This is a genomic window from Shewanella sp. SACH, from assembly GCF_001887095.2.
Classification (GTDB): domain Bacteria; phylum Pseudomonadota; class Gammaproteobacteria; order Enterobacterales; family Shewanellaceae; genus Shewanella; species Shewanella baltica.
The window spans coordinates 803,697-821,834 of record NZ_MPDG02000002.1 but is presented as its reverse complement, the minus strand read 5'-3'; the positions used below and the strand labels follow the sequence as shown (position 1 = coordinate 821,834).

Genomic DNA, 18,138 nt, shown 5'->3' with positions numbered 1-18,138 from the left:
GCTAATCATAGCTGTTAATAATCACATAACAAAAAGCCAAGGCACTCAGTGCCTTGGCTTTTTCTCATTTACGTCTTAAGCATTTTTTACTTTATTGGCTAAGCCTAAATGTAAACCTAAGCCAACACAAAGCAGTGCACTTAACGTAATCACCATACCTAAATGGTGAACGATTCCCGTGCCGCCTAAACCCAGTCCCAACAGAATGTAATAAAACAGTCCGAAAAGTGCACCAGCAGAGCCCGCATAGGTGCGGTAGTTTGCTAAAGCCGAGCTGAGTATGTTCGGAATCGCGATACCGTAAGCAATCACAATCAACAGCATAGGCGCTAAAAAGTAAACATTATTCAGCCCTATAAAGGTCGATTGGATCAGCCAAATCCCCAATCCACCGACAAGTGCAATAGCACTGGCTAAGCGAACCAGTCGTGCACCAGTGTGGCCTCGACCCAGCATTATTTTATTAACATAACTGCCAAGGAATGTACCAAAGCCTAACAGTAAGCCACTGGTACCAAAGGCAAGCGTCGATAACCCTTGTGCCTCAAACATAAATGGCGCCAGTGAAAAGTAGCTAAACCACATCAGATTAAACGCCGCCACCAACAAGGTGTTCTTAATAATCCCGCTGTCACTAAGCATCTTAATCGCTAACTCGCCTATCTCGATTTTCTGGGTGTGTGCGGGTTTGGTTTCGGGTAAAGATTTTACCGACAAAAATAATAATACGATTGCAGAGACCATGAGTGCGACAAACACCCCTTGATATCCCCAATACGCGCTGAGAATACTGCCCAATAGCAATCCGATAACTGGGCTTATTCCAAGTGACATCCCCATTACAGAAAAAACTTTCGCTAATTCCTCTCCGCTATAACTGTCACGCATCATAGTTTGGGTAATCACAGAACCCACTGCCGCGCCAAAGGCCGACAATATGCGGGCCATCAACAACAGGCTAAAGTCGCTAACCATCAAGGCTAATGCTGAGCCAATGGCATAACAGACTAATCCCGCGAGCATAGCTTTACGGCGACCAATAATGTCGGCTAAGCGGCCCCAGCAAAATACGCCGATGGCAAAGGCCATAAAGTACACAGATAAGGTTTGCGATGCAGCGGCAACCGACACCGCAAAGTTTTCTGCAATATTAGGCAAAGCTGGGCTATAGATGGTTTCCATAATTTGCGGAAACATCATTAGCAGCACAACGAGCCCTAATGGTGGTTTTATATTCATGATTTTTAGTCCATTTCAGTCATCCAAATGAGTTGGTTTACCGAAATGTCGCTCCATACTTGTCAAAGATGGCGCAGTATAGATAAAATCCAAATGTGTCCATTAGCAACACTTAGACAAAAAACATCAAAAATAGGACAAAATGGCCTTTATTCTACCTGAACAGCAATTTAATCCAGACCAGCTGGATAATCTGGTCATTGGCATTGCCGCAGATATGGGCGAACACGACTCGGGAGTGCATCACCACAGGAAGGCGCAACTGCTGTACGCCCCCACAGGCGTGATGAGATTCACCCTAGCCGATACTCAAATGGTGTTACCGCCAACGCGTGCGGCTTGGTTGCCAGCTGGCGTTAAGCACAGCGTCACCATGCGTAATGTGGTTGCCTATCGCTCACTCTACTTTGAACCAGAAACCGTCACTTCATTGCCCGATAAAGTCACTATTTTCCATGTAAACCCGCTACTCAAAGCGTTAATCGACACTATGTCATTTTGGCCATGGGACAAACCAAGAAGCACTCAGCACAATGCCTTTTTGCTGCTCTGCGAAGAATTGGGCCATGCCGCGGAAGAAAATCTGGCTTTACCCCTCCCACAGGATAAACGTTTAAAAACCTGGCTTGCGCAACTGCAGCTACACCAAAAACCGCCAGCCAATCTTAAGGATATGGCAGTAGAAATCGGAGCCAGTGAACGCACAATTAGCCGCATTTTTAGCGCACAGACGGGAATGGCTTATCAAGCATGGCGCCAGCAATGGCGTTTACTCTCGGCCATTGAACAATTGGCGGCGGGGAAATCGGTGGCGCAGGTGGGCTTTAATCTACAATTTTCCAGTGACAGTGCCTTTATCAGCTTTTTTAAGCAATATACTGGCACCACACCGGCACAATATTTCAAATAAGTACTGGCTCGACTGACTTACAATCGTCGAATCGAGCCTTTCCTCATGTGCATCATGACGCTAGCTGCGACGTTAGGCTTTCAGCGCTGGCGTGGTAGAAGACCTAAACCAAGCAAGCGGTCGTTGGCGGCGCGTTAACATGTTACCGAGCGCGACCAGCAAGAGTCCCACACTTGAATACCAAGTCCAGTGATAATCCTCAAACACACTCGATACACTAAGCGCCACCACAGGGGTTATCACCAACAGATACGCCGCTGCGTTAGCGCCAATTCGCTCAACCAAGATCAAATAAGCGGTAAAGCCAATCACAGAGGCGATAACGGCTAAGTAGAACAAGCTGCCAAGATAACTCGTTGTTAGCGGTAAACTAAAGCTTAAACCTTTAAACCAGATGATCAGCAGTAACGCCGCACTGCCGTAGCACATGGCATATGCTGTCGAGGTAAAAGGCGACACATTATCGCGCGAGTTACGCATGCTGATCATATTGCCAATCGAGAAAAACCACGTACCTAGCAGCGAAAACAGTAAGCCCAACACTAAGGTTTGTGACCACTGAGTCGCGAGCAAATCGGCACCAAAGAGTAAGATAATGCCCCCCAGACCGATACTGACTCCTAACCAAAAGTTGCGGGTAGTGGGCGTGCCGTAAAAAATGCGGCCATGTATCGCATTAAAAATGGGCGCAGTGGCCATAATCACCGCCGTTAAACCGCTGGCTATATAATGGGTTGCAGTATAAAACGCGATAAAATTCAAACAAAATAGACACACGCCTTGCAGTGCAAACCAAGGATGCTGCCTAAGCTTTACCGCTTGCAGCTTGTTAAAGGCAAAGCCGATGGCGAACATCAACAGGCTCGCTATCGCGAAGCGATAAAAAATCGAGACTTCCGTCGCCACCTCACCGTGCTGCCACTTAATGGCAATCCACGAAAAACCCCACACAAAAATCATCAGCAAATACATCACAGCAGCCATAATGAGTCCCCCTCACCTTCATAAAATACTTAATGAGGCGGACTATACAGCGATGGCTTTCGTCCTTATGTCACCATCTTGTGGGTCATAACACGATATTGCGGTTTTAATCGCGAGCGAACGTTGAGCCGCGTTAATAAGTGCGATAATTTGGACAGACAAAACACTTAGCCTGTGAGATAACAAGGACCCCATGGAGCCCAAATACACCAGTTTTGATAAATCTGCTAAAACCTGTCTTCGCCAACAAGTGATTACGGAGGATTTATCTTGGGCCCATTATCAAAATGCGGGCGAGCGTTTGTATTACCAAAACGACACACAACACACGCTGAGCATGTATCTGGATGGCGGATACGAAACCCACAGAACCGATATCAAAGCCGACTATGGCGCGCCCAGCAAGTTTTGCCTTATGCCCCAAGGCTGCCAAAGCCATTGGCAACTGGGACAACCGCAGCAGTTTATGCATTTGTATTTTAGCGATGAACATCTGAAGAAATTGGCCGTGCGAGTCTTTGATAAAGATCCACGCCAAGTGCGTTTACCTGAGCTGACCTTTGTCGACAATCCGAGGTTAGAGGCGCTATTTCGGCATCAAGTTGCCGGGCTCAATTGGCAGACCAGTGATAACCATCTAATAATGGAACAGGTAACAGACACTGTGCTGGTGACGTTACTGCAAAGTTCCGGCTTTAATTTGTCGGTGGGGCCAATCAAGGGCGGGCTAGCACCTAAAGTTGCTAAAGCGATCAAAGAGTTCATTTATTGCCATTCACATCGGCAGATTTACTTGTCTGAACTGGCCGAGATTGCCCAGCTTAGCGAGTACCATTTTTGCCGCATGTTTAAATGCCAATTTGCGATGACGCCGCAGGAGTATTTGCTGCAAGTGCGCATCGAAAAGGTCAAACAAAGCTTGAGTCATTCAACGCAATCCTTGACCGATATCGCCCTCAATAATGGCTTTGCCAATCAAAGCCATATGGGCCGTTACTTTAAAAAACTCAGCGGCATGTCACCGGGCGAATATCAAAAACATCATCAAGGCCGCTAAGGTACTCAAACGATTTCCCTGCTCGATTCAATCCTGCGTTAATCTTTGCCCACAGCCTGCGTTTAGGCGCGCTGGTTAAACTCGGCATTAAAGGAATTATTTTTCAGTAGTATATGAAGTCGCAATGCTGATAAATCAAACGGTTCATTGGCATTATGAGCGTAAAATGTAAGTACAGAGAACAGGCTCGCGCTGGAAATGACTTAGTAAAGTTCACACTTTCGCGCCTTTCAAAACCGCCACACCAGTCTGTGTTATAGTCATCCCTTAGCCGCTACTGACGTGAGTACTCTGTGAAGAAAATCGCTTTATTTGTGGATGTACAAAACATCTATTACACCTGCCGTGAAGCCTATGGCCGCCAATTTAATTACCGTAAATTATGGCAACACTTAGGTTACGAAGGCGACATAGCGTTGGCCATGGCTTATGCCATCCACAAGGGGGACGATGGGCAGTTAAAATTCCAGGACGCGTTAAAGCACATAGGTTTTGAGGTGAAGTTAAAACCTTTTATTCAGCGCAGCGATGGCTCGGCCAAAGGCGACTGGGATGTGGGGATCACTATCGATATTATGGAAGCGGCGAGTGAAGTCGATACTGTGATCTTATTGTCTGGTGATGGCGATTTCGATTTATTACTGCAAAAAATCCATCAAAAATATGGCGTTGAAACCCAAGTCTATGGCGTCCCTACCCTGACGGCTAAATCCTTAAGGGATGCAGCGTCTCAATTTCACCCCATCGATGAAGCGCTCTTGCTCTAGCACCCATAAAAAATGCTGCTATCGATCACGACAGCAGCATCTTAAATTCACTATTTTAGCCATCAAAGTGACAACACATCTAATGATAGGTAATGTCCGAATACATAGGTGCGAGACGTTTTAGGAGGGCATTGCGGGTCGATAATGGTATGTGTTGCTCCTTCATCGATTCAATTAAATGGCCGACTAAGGCATCAAAATCCGCCTGAGTAATATTCAACCCTTGATGACTCAGTGACATATTTTCACCGTGATACACACAACCGCCATCAGCAACCAGACAAAAATGCTCAATGGCGCGCTCACGAAATAACGCGATATCCGTCTCTTGGAAGTGATGCACTATGCGTGGATCGGTTGCTATGCGGGCAAGTAAGCCATCGACAATAGCCGATAAACCGACTTCACCACCTAGCGCTTGGTATAAGGTTTGCGGGCTTGAGGTGTCATTATTTGAGTTAACCTGTGGCGCCGATGATTCCGCCGTTTGCACTGCGCAGCCAGTGAAAAAAAGCAAAGCGGCGACAGGTAATAGCTTCAGCAATAAACGACTCATAGTGTTCCCTCCACCGACACATACCAACCTTGCTGATCGGCAAAACCCGCAATACTGCCTAAATTCGCATAAGCCGTGACCACGGAAAGATGCTTATTGATAAACCAAGCTAAAAACACATCCTGCCAATCATCTTCACGGGCAAAAGCTAACTCATTGGGTTTCTGGCGATATTCGATACCCAGCGCCACATTATCCGTCAGCAATACCGCCACAGACGCTTCGAGCACAAACTGGTAATCATTACTGGCTTGGGTACCAAAACCCAATAAACCCGTTTGATTCGCCTTGGTCGCGCGCACGGTACCATTAAGTAATAAATTGCGCCCCGCCACCGCATCGAAAAATACTTTGCTGGCAGCAATATACACATCTAACCCCCAATCAGAGCGCGCCCCAACCGCCTGAGGAAGCGCAAAGTCATCGACTCTTTTATACTGGGCACCTAAGGTGATTTGCGGCATAGCCGTATAAAGTAACTCGCCGGCAAGCTTGTATTTTACCCCAAAGATATCTTGGCCTAACTCGCCGCCCATAGTATCTAAATCAAAGGTTTGCCGTGCAACGCTGAGCTCGAATCGATTATCAAAACTCAATGAAGCGCCAATCACTTTCAGCGTAAAGTCATCGACATAAACGCCTGTCGCCATCGCCGTAGCGGACCATTCATCGCTACTGCCATAACCGTTGATCACCGCCCACGGCACTATGCCACCGCCAGCACTGCCCTCAATCGTCGTCCCGCCGCCAGTCGCAACCACACGGCTACCTTCGGCAAGCGCAGGAGCAGGAACTGTGCCCAACAGTAAACACAGGCAAGGCAAAGCCTTCACATAATTCCAAGCTAATGAATTCAACTTCAATGCATTCATGGCAATGTTCACTCGCTACTCCGCTTTATTCTTTCGAAGACGCCTAAGTCTAACGCCTTTTGTGCGCTTTCTTGGGCAAATTAACTTATGCGTCAGAGGGATTTGTATGGTTAAACGCTTCGAACCACAGATCAAATTCAGCCGCTTTTAAGGGTTTTGAAAACACATAGCCTTGGATGATGTCGCAATTGAGGTTACGCAGGATTTCAACGCCTTCTGGTTCCTCAACCCCTTCGGCCACGACGGTAAAACCTAGGCCGTGGATCAACTGAATACTCGTGTTCACTATCATCACATCTTGGCTATTCGTGAGCATGTCTTTGATAAAGCTACGATCAATCTTCACTTCATTGACGGGCAAAATTTTCAAATAAGCTAAGGATGAATGCCCTGTGCCAAAGTCATCGATGGCGACGGATACACCCATGTCACGGAATCGCTGCAATACGCTCACCACAGTCTGTGCATCTTTCATCACAGCACCTTCGGTGACTTCAATACAGAGTGCGCCGCTTGGCAGATTATTATCTTTTAATAAACTAGCAATTTGATTCGGCAAGCGGGTATCGACTAAATCATGGGCCGACAGGTTAATGGCCAGTTTTAGCAGCATACCCCGCTGCTGCCATGCGACTAATTGTTTAATCGCCTGCTTCAACACCCATTGGCTGACTATGTCAATGTTGCCAGAGTTTTCTGCGAGTTGAATAAACTCATCGGGCGGAATAAACCCTAAGGTTGGATGCTGCCAACGGATCAGTGCCTCGGCGCCAGTACACTGATTTAAGTGTAAATCCACCTTAGGTTGAAACACGAGATAGAGTTGGTTTTGCGCCAAACCTATGGGTAAATCGCGGATAATAGTCAGCTCACGCTGGTATTTCTCATCGGCGCCCTGACGATAACTGACGATGCGTTGCTCCTCGAGACAGGCTTGATTGAGGGCAATTTCGGCGCGGCGCACTAACACATCGATATCGGCACCGTTGCCATCGATTTCAAGTAATCCCGCCCGCACGGTAAGAGAGATATTTGAGCCTTGGATTGGAAATGGCGACTCCAACATATCCAATGATTTCAGCAAGTGCTCGGGACGAATACCTTGACTATACAGGAGTAAAAATGAGTCGCCGTCTAATCGCGCGAGTAAATCTGGAGTGGGGGCTAATTGCTCTAAGCGACGGGCAAAAAGCAGCAACAAAGTATCGGCGTTAGCAAAACCGATAATGTCGTTGATATGGCGAAAATGTTTAATATCCAGCAATACCATAGCGCCGGATAGCTCATTTTTAAGATCCGCTAAATGCTGTTTTGCCGCAAAACGATTGAGCAATCCCGTCAAACTGTCGTGGCGGGATTGATAGACTAAATCCTTTTCCCGCGCTTCAATATCGTCGCGCATCAAGGACAAACTTTTGGCCAACACCCGCAGTTCTGCTGGCGCACCTTGAATATTGCCAGGCTGCTTACCTTGACCAATTTTACGGGCATAGGTCACCAGTTGATGAACGGGCTCAGTCAAACTGCCCGACAACCAAATTGCAATCACAATCGCCAGCGCTAAGGTCAAGGCAAAAATCAGTAACATATTATTGCGTAGATGCTGATAACTTTGCTGCCACTTAAGGTTTGACTGATGCAGTAGGGCTAATTGGCTGCCGTTATGATCATAAAGTTTGATCGCCATGGACAGATAATCCACGGGAATATTCTCACTGGGCATTTTCAGTAGGCTGGGGAATAGGCTCGCCTGCTCTACCACACTGCGTTTTTCATCGTCGGATAAGGTTGACGCGATTTCGGTGCGACCTGTGGCTTGATTGACAAAGCTGACATCGATACCGGTAATGGCTTTAGCTTGTTGGGCGACTTTCTCATCCAATAGGAACCCCATTCCGACCCAAGCAATCAAGGTCGGCGCCTTCACGGGCTGCAACACAAACTGATAGCTGGCATGATCAAAATTGAGGATAGCTAAAGCATTGTTATTGCTGGTGGTCATATCGAATAAGGATTGAATGTCATCCTGAGTTAGTCCGGGTAGACTCGAGGTCAAGAGCTCTCCTTTTGGAGACAACAATACTGCAGCGTCGGCGCCGATACGAGAGCCGTGATTGGATAACACTGACTCAATGGTTTCTTGCTCGCCGGTGGCAATCGCGCGCTTAAAACCAAAATCGGCACTGAGCACGGACAAACTTTGGCTGAGCTGAATACCGCGATTCGAAAGGACTTCGAGAAACACATTGGCACCAATATCTAAACTTTTTTGTTGTTGTAAAAAGTTGTCCCTTTCGGTCGCCGTCAATACGGAAAATGCCGTGGCAAACTGCACTAGAGTCAGCACAATAAAGAAAACTAAAATCAGCCGTGCGCGAAAACTATTTAGCATGTAATGGCTTGCCTTGAGCATCGTAGTGGCCAAATCCCGACGGCGGGGCTGACGGTTTAGCTTGGCGTTCAATGTCTAAGGACAAACTGAGTTGATTCGCGCCAGTGGTTAACATTAGCTCAGTCGGCTCGGAGGCCGCCTTCTGCCATGGATGCCAGAGTTTGACTTTATATTGACCGGCCGTAAGATCCTTAAACTGGATCTCACCTTTTTCGTCCGTCACCGCGACAATGGGGCTATCCGCCACATAGATAAATGCCTGCATATAATCGTGAATATTGCAGCCAAGTGCGACTAAGCCGGGTTTATCGAACTGAATCGGCGCTTCGGCTTGACCCACATACAGTTTAAGTTCGAAAGGTTTCGCCTCGGAAAAGGAATACACATGGTGACGAGTGCGATCTAGGTTAGGAAAATCCACCTTGGCGCCCTTAGGGACCGCCAACACAAAAGGGATAAAGGTTCGATTTTTTTGTGACATTTCATAATGTCCAACAGGCATAGCCTTATCGGGCATCACTGCCGGGATCAACTCCACGACAGTATCGGCAATCGCCTGCTGCTGTAAATCCACCAGCTTAATATTGAGCTCAGCGGCCATGACTTGAGGCGTCAGAGAGGCAGAAACACTCAGAACTAGAGCAAATAAAGCGCGATTTAAGATCATCAGTTACCTCGGGCATAGTGATGCAAGGTCAACAAGTACCTTAGCTGAGTACGGCGTAAAACAAACTATTTTTATTCGTCTAGCATTGTACATCACTAATATATCGAATATTCCATTGGAACCTATAGAAGAGCGCCAAAACAGTAATCATTCTAATCGTCCAACTGCCATTACGCACGAAAGTGACCACAAATAATGGATAAACAACATCATACACACATTTAAAGCACGGATAACCACGACGTTTAAATCGAACCATACTGACTCAACGCTGGCACTTCCGTTTCATTATATTCTTGGGTAGATAACTGATAAAAACTATCGGCATCAGCTTGCAACACACCATAGACATACGAGTCCAACTTACCTTGCTCAACCATAGGAGTCATAATTTCAAAGACTTCTGTCAGTTTCAATGAGCCCCGATAAGGCCGTTTCTGCGTGAGTGCTTGGAATACATCGACGATAGCCAAAACTCGTGATGGTAAATCTAACTCTTCCTGCCGCTTGCTAAAGGGATAACCTGAACCATCGAGACGTTCATGATGGTTTGAAGCCCATTCACCAATCACTGATTTTGGGAAAAAACATTTCAGGGTGTTTTCGGTATCGACTGTGTGGCGTTTTACGATGGAATATTCTTCTTTCGTTAACTTGCCTTCTTTGTGTAATAACGCATCGGGGGTTTTAAGTTTGCCGACATCGTGTAATAAACCGGCGACATATAACAACTCGGCATCGAGAGCTGGCACGCCACAATCGAGGGCAACCAGTTTTGCGAGCAAGGCCACTTTATCGGAATGATGGAAAGTAAAAGGACTTTTGGCATCGACTATTTTTGCGAGAAATCTTGCCAGCTGAATAACACCGTCGAGATCTAATTCTTTGTCATAAAAATGGTTTATCTCAAAATCAACGGCCATCTGCTCTATGCTATTGACGTCCATGCTGTACCAAAAACCATCTTTATTAACCAGTTGGCACATAGCCTCAACCATATTCGGTTCAAATAAACTGCCACTGTGCACCCTTAAATTTTCAGCCACTAAGCTCTCATGCAAAGTGATGAGTTCCTCATGATAACCTTGAGTATATCGAGCGCGTAAAAAGTCTGTACGGTCTGCCAGAAAAATCAGTGCAGCAATATCTCGCTCAAACGCTGACAACACTAGGCTCTGACTCTCTATCCATGGGGTATGATGATAGCGCACTGAGGCTGCAAACTTATCCAATAGTGGACACTTTACTAAAGCTTGATAGCCACGTTCGCAATGGGAGTTGGCACCCTCTGGCTGCATCAGCTTGAGTAGGCGTAAATGTTCCTCCGATGAGGACACACCACAGTCATGAATTAGCCCAGCAAAATAGGCAAACTGCTTCTTATCATCGGGCCAATTTAACACCGAGGCACATTTATAGGCCATATACGCGACCCTGTGCCCATGGTGTAAGTCATCAACGCCCACAAAATCTAATGCTTTAGCTACGGCTAATAAAGCATGTCTTACATCAATTTTCACTTTTAGTTCATGGGGTTGAAAAGTGTCCATTACAATTGTCCAATCGTCCTTTTACTCTGATTAAACTATAGTCAACGCTAATGATTTTCGCCGCGAACAAACAAAAAAGGCCTACTTGATGTAGGCCTTTTTTTACGCATTTATCCATCGCGAGAAACAAGCTTAACTGACGGTTAGCTCTTTATGCTCTTCGACTTTTTTACTGCCTCGCTTTGCCAGTGCGTAGTAGAACAATGGCGTTAGGATAAGGCCGAACACTGTCACACCAATCATACCGGCGAATACTGCCACGCCCATGGCTTGACGCATCTCGGCGCCAGCGCCAGTGGAGAATACCATAGGCACCACTCCCATAATAAAGGCGATAGATGTCATCAAGATAGGACGTAAACGTAATCTTGCTGCCTCTAATATCGCATCCATAGGTGCCATACCGTGATCTTGTTTCTCCTTGGCGAACTCGACAATCAAGATAGCATTCTTAGTCGCGAGTCCCACCAGCACTATCAGGCCAATTTGGGTGAAGATATTGTTGTCGCCACCGTAAATTAATACTCCACTGAGGGCTGAGAGCAAGGTCATTGGAATGATTAAGATAATCGCCAATGGCAAGCTTAAGCTCTCGTACTGGGCTGCGAGCACCATGAACACCAGCAAGATCACCAGCGGGAAGACTAACAAGCCCGTATTGCCCGCTAAGATTTGCTGATAAGTTAACTCAGTCCATTCGTAGGTCATACCGTTTGGCAACGTTTCGGCGAGGATTTTTTCAATCGCTGCCTGCGCTTGGCCGGTACTCACACCTGCTGCTGGGCCACCGTTGATTTCAGCGGTCGTAAAGCCGTTATAGTGCATCACTCTGTCTGGGCCTGAGCTTTGGCTGACGTTGATAAACGACCCTAACGGGATCATATCACCATTCAGATTTGGCACCTTCAGCTGACTTATCTGCTGCGGGCTTTGACGGAACGCCTCATCGGCTTGCATATTCACCTGATAGGTTCGACCGAAACGATTGAAATCGTTGACATAGGTCGAGCCCATATAGGTTTGTAATGTCTGGAAGATTTGATCGAGCGACACTGCCTGCTGTTTCGCTTTAGTTCGATCAATATCCAGTTCAAGTTGTGGCACGTTCACCTGATAGCTAGAGAAAATTCCGGCTAATTGAGGATCGGCCCACGCCTTGTACATCACTTGTTGGGTCACCTGATACAAGGCCTCATAACCAAGGTTGGCTCTGTCTTGTATTTGCAGACGGAACCCTCCTATAGTACCGAGGCCTTGCACAGGTGGCGGCGGGAAGATGGCAATAAATGCGTCTTGAATACCAGCAAACTCTTTATTCAATTGTCCAGCAATGGCATTCGCCGACAGCTCTGGACTCTTACGCAATTCAAAATCATCAAGCGCGACAAACACAACGCCTGAGTTAGGACTATTAGTAAAACCGTTGATGCTAAGGCCTGGGAAGGCAATAGAGTGCGCCACACCTGGGTGATTAAGGGCAATCTCAGACATCTTTTTGATAACGGTATCGGTACGTTCAAGGGATGCCGCATCGGGCAACTGAGCAAACGCCACTAAATACTGTTTATCTTGACCCGGTACATAACCCGTTGGTGTATGAGCAAATTGCACGCCAGTTAGCGCTACCATGCCTAAATACACTAGGCCGATAATGCCGCCAAAACGGATCACTTTACGCACTAACCAACCATAGCCATCGGATGCACGGCTAAATAAGCGGTTAAAAGGCGTGAACAACCAACCACCCAGCAACTTGTCCATTAGACGGGTTAAACCATCCTTCGGCGCATCATGACTCTTGAGCAATAACGCGGATAATGCTGGACTCAAAGTGAGTGAGTTAATCGCCGAAATAAAGGTCGAAATAGTGATAGTCAAGGCAAACTGTTTATAGAACTGCCCAGTTAAACCACTCATAAACGCCGTAGGAATAAACACCGCCGCCAGCACCAAGGTGGTTGCCACAATCGGGCCGGTCACTTCTTTCATCGCCTTTTGCGTTGCCGCAACAGGGCTTAAACCAGCGGCAATATTACGCTCGACGTTTTCGACCACCACAATTGCATCGTCCACCACAATCCCGATGGCGAGCACGAGTCCAAACAGCGACAGGGCGTTAAGTGAGAAGCCGAGCAAATGCATAAAGGCAAAGGTACCAACTAACGATACAGGCACAGCCACCAGCGGAATAATTGAAGCGCGCCACGTTTGCAAGAACAGCACTACCACTAACACCACCAGCAACACGGCTTCAAGCAAGGTTTTCATCACCGCCTCAATCGAGCCGCGCACGAACACGGTTGGGTCATAAACGATTTCGTACGTTAATCCTTCGGGGAATCCTTTAGACAGCTCAGCCATTTTGGCGCGCACATCATCGGAAATCTGAATCGCATTTGAACCCGATGCTTGGAACACTGGAATCGCCACGGCATCTTTGTTATCCAGCAGTGAGCGCAACGCATAACTCGTCGCACCCAGCTCGATACGAGCCACATCCTTCAAACGATTCACTTCACCGTTTTGACCGACTTTGATGATGATATCTTCAAATTCAGACAGTTCAGTTAAACGACCTTTTACGTTAATTAAGAGTTGGAAGTCAGCACTACCACTTGGTTGAGCACCTAAACTGCCCGCTGCCGCCTGTTGGTTTTGCTCACGCACGGCAGCAATAATGTCCGCAGGTGATAAACCCAGCGCCGAGACTTTATTCGGGTCGAGCCAAATACGCAGGCTGTATTCCCCAGCGCCAAACAAGCGTACCGCGCCCACACCTTTAATCCGTGCGAGCTCATCTTTAACGTTCAGCGCCGCATAGTTAGACAAATACAACATGTCATAACGGTTATCCGGTGACAGCAAATGCACCACCATGGTGAGGTCCGGCGATGACTTTTCGGTGACTATGCCTAAGCGTTGCACTTCCTGCGGCAGACGCGGCATAGCGCGATCGACTCGGCTCTGCACTTGGGTTTGCGCCCTGTCCACATCAGTGCCAATGGCAAAGGTGATGGTCAAGGTCATGCGTCCATCGGACGTCGCTTGCGATGACATGTACAACATGTCTTCGACGCCGTTGATTTCCTGCTCCAGTGGCGAAGCCACGGTTTCGGCAATCACTTTAGGGTTAGCGCCTGGGTAGTTAGCGGTCACCACGACGGTGGGCGGCACAACTTCAGGGTATTCAGTGATCGGTAGTTGCCAAACGGCAATCGCCCCTGTGATAAAAAACAGCAGTGAGAGTACGGCTGCAAATATCGGTCTTTTAATAAAAAACTGCGATAACATGGTGTTCTATTCCTTAACCGCGGCTAGCCGTTTCGACCGCTTGCGCCGTCAAAGTATCTTGGTTTTTATCTAGGATTAACTGGGCTTGGCGTAATGCTTCGAGCTTGTCGCTGTCGACCATTTCAACCATGTGCGGATCAATTTGCATCTTAGGACGCACGCGCTGCATACCGTTGACGACGATCTTATCTTCGGCCATCAAACCTTGGGTAACGATGCGCAGTCCTTGGACTTTTTCGCCTAAGGTCACGCCGCGATATTCAACTAAACCATCGGCGCCCACCACTAACACAAACTTATTATTCAGATCTGTGCCAACGGCTTTATCGTCAATCAAGATACCTTCATAAGCGCCACTACCTGCGGTGCGAAGACGAGCAAACAAGCCAGGCAATAAGCTATTGTCTTCATTGTCAAAAGAGGCTCTCACGCGAATGGTACCGGTCTGTTTATCCATCGCATTATCAACAAAGTCGACCATACCGATATGTTGATAATCACGCTCATTGGCTAAGGCCATGTACACAGGGTTGTCGCCAGCGCGGGGATCGTTACGTTTCTTCTCGGCCGTTAATTTCACGTATTTAAGATAGGTTTGCTCATCCACATCGAAATAGGCATACATGCTGGCGGTAGAGACTAAGCTGGTCAGCACACTCTGCCCTGCGGTGACATAATTGCCCGCGGTGACATTTGCGTAGGACACGCGACCATCAATCGGCGCTTGCACTTGGGTATAAGCTAAATCAAGCTCGGCGCGCATCAGGGCCGCTTTCACCGAAGCCACTGCAGCCGCGGTCTGACGTTTGTTTGACTCACGGGTATCGAGTAACTCGGCAGACACCGCTTTTTGGTCAAACAATTTATGGGCTCGTTCAAAGTCATTTGTGGCCAGTTGCTCTGCAGAGAGTGCGCTAGCAAGATCTGCTTTTAACCGGGCCACTTCCACTTCAAAAACACTTGGATCGATGCGGAATAATACGTCGCCTTTTTTCACTAAGGCGCCTTCTTTAAAATTCACTGAGTCGATATATCCAGATACACGCGGGATAAGGATGACACTTTCTGGCGCCTGTAAACGGCCGGTAAACTCGTCCCATTCGGTCACTCGCTCATGCAATACTTGGGCGACATCCACCATAGGCGCACTTGGTGCTGGCCCCTGCTGCGCTGTTTGCTCACCACAAGCAGAAAGAACGAAAGCGGCCACAGCCGTTAACATCATTATTCGTAAGGGTTTATTGCTCTTCATATTACTATCCTCAAAGTGGCGGGCATGTCACGCTGTTCGAACCACACACATTTAAATACCGACTGGTAAAAAATATTCTGTACTGGACGGTAATATATAGCGTAAAATGACTCTGTCAACAAATTTATGTACCGATTGGTATTAAATTAAAAGCGCGCACTGACCTTTACTTTGCAATGCGCCCTTAGGCGGAAAGCCACAAGTTTGATCTTCAAAGCATTTTTATGAATATTGAGGCGAACGCTGACTGACACGGATTGAATGCTGAACTTAGGTGACACCTTGGATGACTAAGTAGACAAATCCCCTTAGTCGGTCATCAGTCAGCAAGTGTGGCTGGACACGGACTAAACCCATGTCTATCCTAGGGGCAATTGAGAATTGAGGAGCCTAATGATGTCAACCGTCACCCAGACGCCCTGTGTAGGTCGCCCACGTGCCTTCGACACTGACGATGCATTAGCCAAAGCCTTAGAAGTCTTCTGGCGCAAAGGTTTTGAAGGTACATCGTTAACCGATTTAACCCAAGCTATGGGCATTAATAAGCCAAGCCTTTATGCCGCCTTCGGCAATAAAGAACAGTTATTTCTCAAAGCGATAGAATTATATGAACAACGCCCCTGTGCGTTTTTCTATCCCGCGCTGGAGCAGAAAACCGCCTATCTAGTGGTCGAGTCAATGCTGCTCGGGGCAGCGAGCTCTTTGGTGGATAAAAGCCATCCACAGGGATGTTTGATTGTTCAAGGGGCATTAACCTGCAGTGAAGCAGGGCAAGCGATTAAAGACACTTTGATTAATCGTCGCCGCGACGGTGAAATCGCTCTGTGCGAAAGATTGCAACGCGCCAAAGATGAAGGGGATTTGCCCGCAGATGCCGAGCCGTTACTGCTTGCCCGTTATGTCGGCACAGTATTGCAAGGCATGGCCGTACAAGCGACCAGTGGGATTTGCCCGAATGAATTACGCAAAGTCGCCGAGCTAGTGCTCGCTAACTTTCCGCGCAATGATGAGTCCTGATCCATAAATCCTGATGCGCACAAACAATAAACCCCAGTTGAGTTCTCACTTAACTGGGGTTTTATTTATGCTTTGCTTTATTTCTGTCCAACTATTTATTTCTGTCCAACCAAGAGTTCTCTAAACAGTTGCCTGAGTCGTTTCAATAATGGCAGGCTGCTTTTATCTTGATGCTGGATCACATCGACGTTTGCATACCAGCCTATCTGCTCAAACTCTATGGGGACCCGAGTCAAGTTACCCGATAAAACTGAGCTGGATGCCATATGCTCTGGTAACAGACACCAACCATGGCCCTGTAATGCGAGCTCCAATAACACATAATAGTTATCGGCATACCAAACATCAGGACTGAATGCCTGCTGAAAACTACTGGTTTTAGTATTACGTGAGCGGATGCATAATTGTCGATACAGACGCAATGAGTCCATGTTCGGTGCAACTGATTTCGCTAAGGGATGCGAACTCGCCACATACAGATTGAATTCAATCACACCAATACTCTCAAAATCGATACTACTTGGCATAGATAATTCGCTAAAAATCAGTCCTGTAGATGCTCTTCCCGAATGCACCATGTCGATAATATCTATGCTTGAGGCACTGAGAAACTCGAGTTCGATATTAGGGAAATCACTTTCTAACAACTGAATGATTTCCGATATTCTCTGTATAGGAATGCCTTCATCCATCGCAAGGCACACTTCTGAAGATTGACGACCAAAAAGCGATAAGGCGGTATGTTTGAGTCTACGATGTTGAAGAATCGTCGCTCTTGCGTAGGGCAGTAATTTACTGCCTTCGGCCGTTAATACTGGGTAACGACCCGAACGGTCAAATAACTCAACCCCACAGTCAATTTCAAGATTCATCACATGCTGGCTAACCACGGATTGTGCTTTCTTAAGTTGCCTTGCGGCATTCGAAAATGAACCAGATTCTACGGTTTCCATAAAGGCTTCAAGCTGTTCGAGACTAAACATATCGCTTTTACCGATACTATCTAACTATTAGTTATCCCTATACTAGATAAAATTATGGCCATAGTCACATTGAATGAATGGGAATAGCCATGAAAACGACAGAACGTATCTTTAACGCCTTACTCTTTGAAGCGATTGCACTCGCGATTATTATCCCGGTTTCTGCCCTCATATCAGGCAAGGGAACCAGTGAGCTTGTCATAGTCGGTATCGCTTTGAGTCTTTATACCGTGGTATGGAACTACTTCTACAACCTAGGATTCGACAGGGTATTTGGGGCAAATCGAGAGCAACGCACTTTAAAAACCCGAATACTGCATACCTTTGGATTTGAAGGGGGACTTATTTTTATTAGCATACCGACCATCGCTTGGTTTTTACAGATAGGCTGGTTGGCAGCCATGGGCTTAGAAGCAGTTTTTTTGATCTTTTTCTTCTTCTACAGCACGCTATTCCATTGGTGCTATGACAAGTATCAGCCCTATAAGACTTGGTTTACGATGCAAGCCACCAAGGTCAAATAGCCCAGCGAACATCAACACAACACACCATCAAACGAACCTCACAAAGCACTTTAGTGGTTCGTTTGATGGCCGTTTTG

At 47.0% G+C, this 18,138-nt stretch carries 15 protein-coding genes; 5 read left to right on the top strand and 10 right to left on the bottom strand.

Annotated features, from left to right (window positions below):
- Positions 1 to 75: 75 nt before the first annotated feature.
- The gene (locus BM607_RS11495; protein ID WP_071938360.1) at positions 76 to 1,239 is read right to left on the bottom strand and encodes a multidrug effflux MFS transporter; all 1,164 of its coding nucleotides are present in this window, start codon (positions 1,237 to 1,239) and stop codon (positions 76 to 78) included.
- A gap of 142 nt (positions 1,240 to 1,381) precedes the next feature.
- Between BM607_RS11495 and BM607_RS11490 the strand changes: the two genes are divergently transcribed.
- Positions 1,382 to 2,149, top strand: a complete 768-nt coding sequence (locus BM607_RS11490) for a helix-turn-helix transcriptional regulator (RefSeq protein WP_071938361.1) — start codon at positions 1,382 to 1,384, stop codon at positions 2,147 to 2,149.
- A 72-nt stretch (positions 2,150 to 2,221) separates the two neighbouring features.
- On the opposite strand, the gene BM607_RS11485 is transcribed toward BM607_RS11490, so the two are convergent.
- Positions 2,222 to 3,133: an EamA family transporter gene (locus tag BM607_RS11485; RefSeq protein WP_071938362.1), complete on the bottom strand. Its 912-nt coding sequence runs from the start codon at positions 3,131 to 3,133 to the stop codon at positions 2,222 to 2,224.
- 193 nt (positions 3,134 to 3,326) lie between these two features.
- Here BM607_RS11485 and BM607_RS11480 point away from each other — a divergent pair, with 193 nt between their 5' ends.
- Both BM607_RS11480 and BM607_RS11475 read left to right on the top strand, forming a co-directional pair.
- Positions 3,327 to 4,190 (top strand): helix-turn-helix transcriptional regulator, encoded by an 864-nt coding sequence (locus BM607_RS11480; RefSeq protein ID WP_071938363.1) that lies wholly within the window; start codon positions 3,327 to 3,329, stop codon positions 4,188 to 4,190.
- 293 nt (positions 4,191 to 4,483) lie between these two features.
- Entirely contained in the window at positions 4,484 to 4,957 is a 474-nt protein-coding gene (locus BM607_RS11475; protein ID WP_071938364.1) for an NYN domain-containing protein, read from the top strand.
- A gap of 79 nt (positions 4,958 to 5,036) precedes the next feature.
- Here BM607_RS11475 and BM607_RS11470 read toward each other — a convergent pair whose 3' ends face one another.
- The 7 genes from BM607_RS11470 to BM607_RS11440 form a co-directional block, all read right to left on the bottom strand.
- Positions 5,037 to 5,513 carry a group 1 truncated hemoglobin gene (locus BM607_RS11470; RefSeq protein ID WP_071938365.1) on the bottom strand — a complete coding sequence of 159 codons (477 nt, stop codon included), beginning with the start codon at positions 5,511 to 5,513 and terminating at the stop codon, positions 5,037 to 5,039.
- Entirely contained in the window at positions 5,510 to 6,385 is an 876-nt protein-coding gene (locus tag BM607_RS11465) for a DUF3034 family protein (RefSeq protein WP_071938764.1), read from the bottom strand. The genes BM607_RS11470 and BM607_RS11465 overlap by 4 nt, the downstream gene beginning before the upstream one ends.
- 85 nt (positions 6,386 to 6,470) lie before the next feature.
- Complete coding sequence (locus tag BM607_RS11460; protein WP_071938366.1) at positions 6,471 to 8,777, bottom strand: EAL domain-containing protein; 2,307 nt, start codon at positions 8,775 to 8,777, stop codon at positions 6,471 to 6,473.
- Positions 8,767 to 9,444: a methylamine utilization protein gene (locus BM607_RS11455; RefSeq protein WP_071938367.1), complete on the bottom strand. Its 678-nt coding sequence runs from the start codon at positions 9,442 to 9,444 to the stop codon at positions 8,767 to 8,769. The genes BM607_RS11460 and BM607_RS11455 overlap by 11 nt, the downstream gene beginning before the upstream one ends.
- A 245-nt stretch (positions 9,445 to 9,689) precedes the next feature.
- The gene (locus BM607_RS11450) at positions 9,690 to 10,994 is read right to left on the bottom strand and encodes an HD domain-containing phosphohydrolase (RefSeq protein ID WP_071938368.1); all 1,305 of its coding nucleotides are present in this window, start codon (positions 10,992 to 10,994) and stop codon (positions 9,690 to 9,692) included.
- A 132-nt stretch (positions 10,995 to 11,126) separates the two neighbouring features.
- On the bottom strand, positions 11,127 to 14,285 hold the full coding sequence (locus BM607_RS11445) for a multidrug efflux RND transporter permease subunit (protein ID WP_012089844.1): 3,159 nt from the start codon (positions 14,283 to 14,285) through the stop codon (positions 11,127 to 11,129).
- Between the two features lie 13 nt (positions 14,286 to 14,298).
- On the bottom strand, positions 14,299 to 15,537 hold the full coding sequence (locus tag BM607_RS11440) for an efflux RND transporter periplasmic adaptor subunit (protein WP_071938369.1): 1,239 nt from the start codon (positions 15,535 to 15,537) through the stop codon (positions 14,299 to 14,301).
- 393 nt (positions 15,538 to 15,930) lie between these two features.
- Here BM607_RS11440 and BM607_RS11435 point away from each other — a divergent pair, with 393 nt between their 5' ends.
- Positions 15,931 to 16,554, top strand: a complete 624-nt coding sequence (locus BM607_RS11435) for a TetR/AcrR family transcriptional regulator (protein ID WP_011847480.1) — start codon at positions 15,931 to 15,933, stop codon at positions 16,552 to 16,554.
- Between the two features lie 95 nt (positions 16,555 to 16,649).
- Here the strand turns inward: BM607_RS11435 and BM607_RS11430 are convergent, their stop codons facing one another.
- The gene (locus BM607_RS11430) at positions 16,650 to 17,537 is read right to left on the bottom strand and encodes a LysR family transcriptional regulator (RefSeq protein WP_071938370.1); all 888 of its coding nucleotides are present in this window, start codon (positions 17,535 to 17,537) and stop codon (positions 16,650 to 16,652) included.
- An 89-nt stretch (positions 17,538 to 17,626) separates the two neighbouring features.
- Between BM607_RS11430 and BM607_RS11425 the strand changes: the two genes are divergently transcribed.
- Positions 17,627 to 18,061: a PACE efflux transporter gene (locus BM607_RS11425; protein WP_006086899.1), complete on the top strand. Its 435-nt coding sequence runs from the start codon at positions 17,627 to 17,629 to the stop codon at positions 18,059 to 18,061.
- Positions 18,062 to 18,138: the final 77 nt, after the last annotated feature.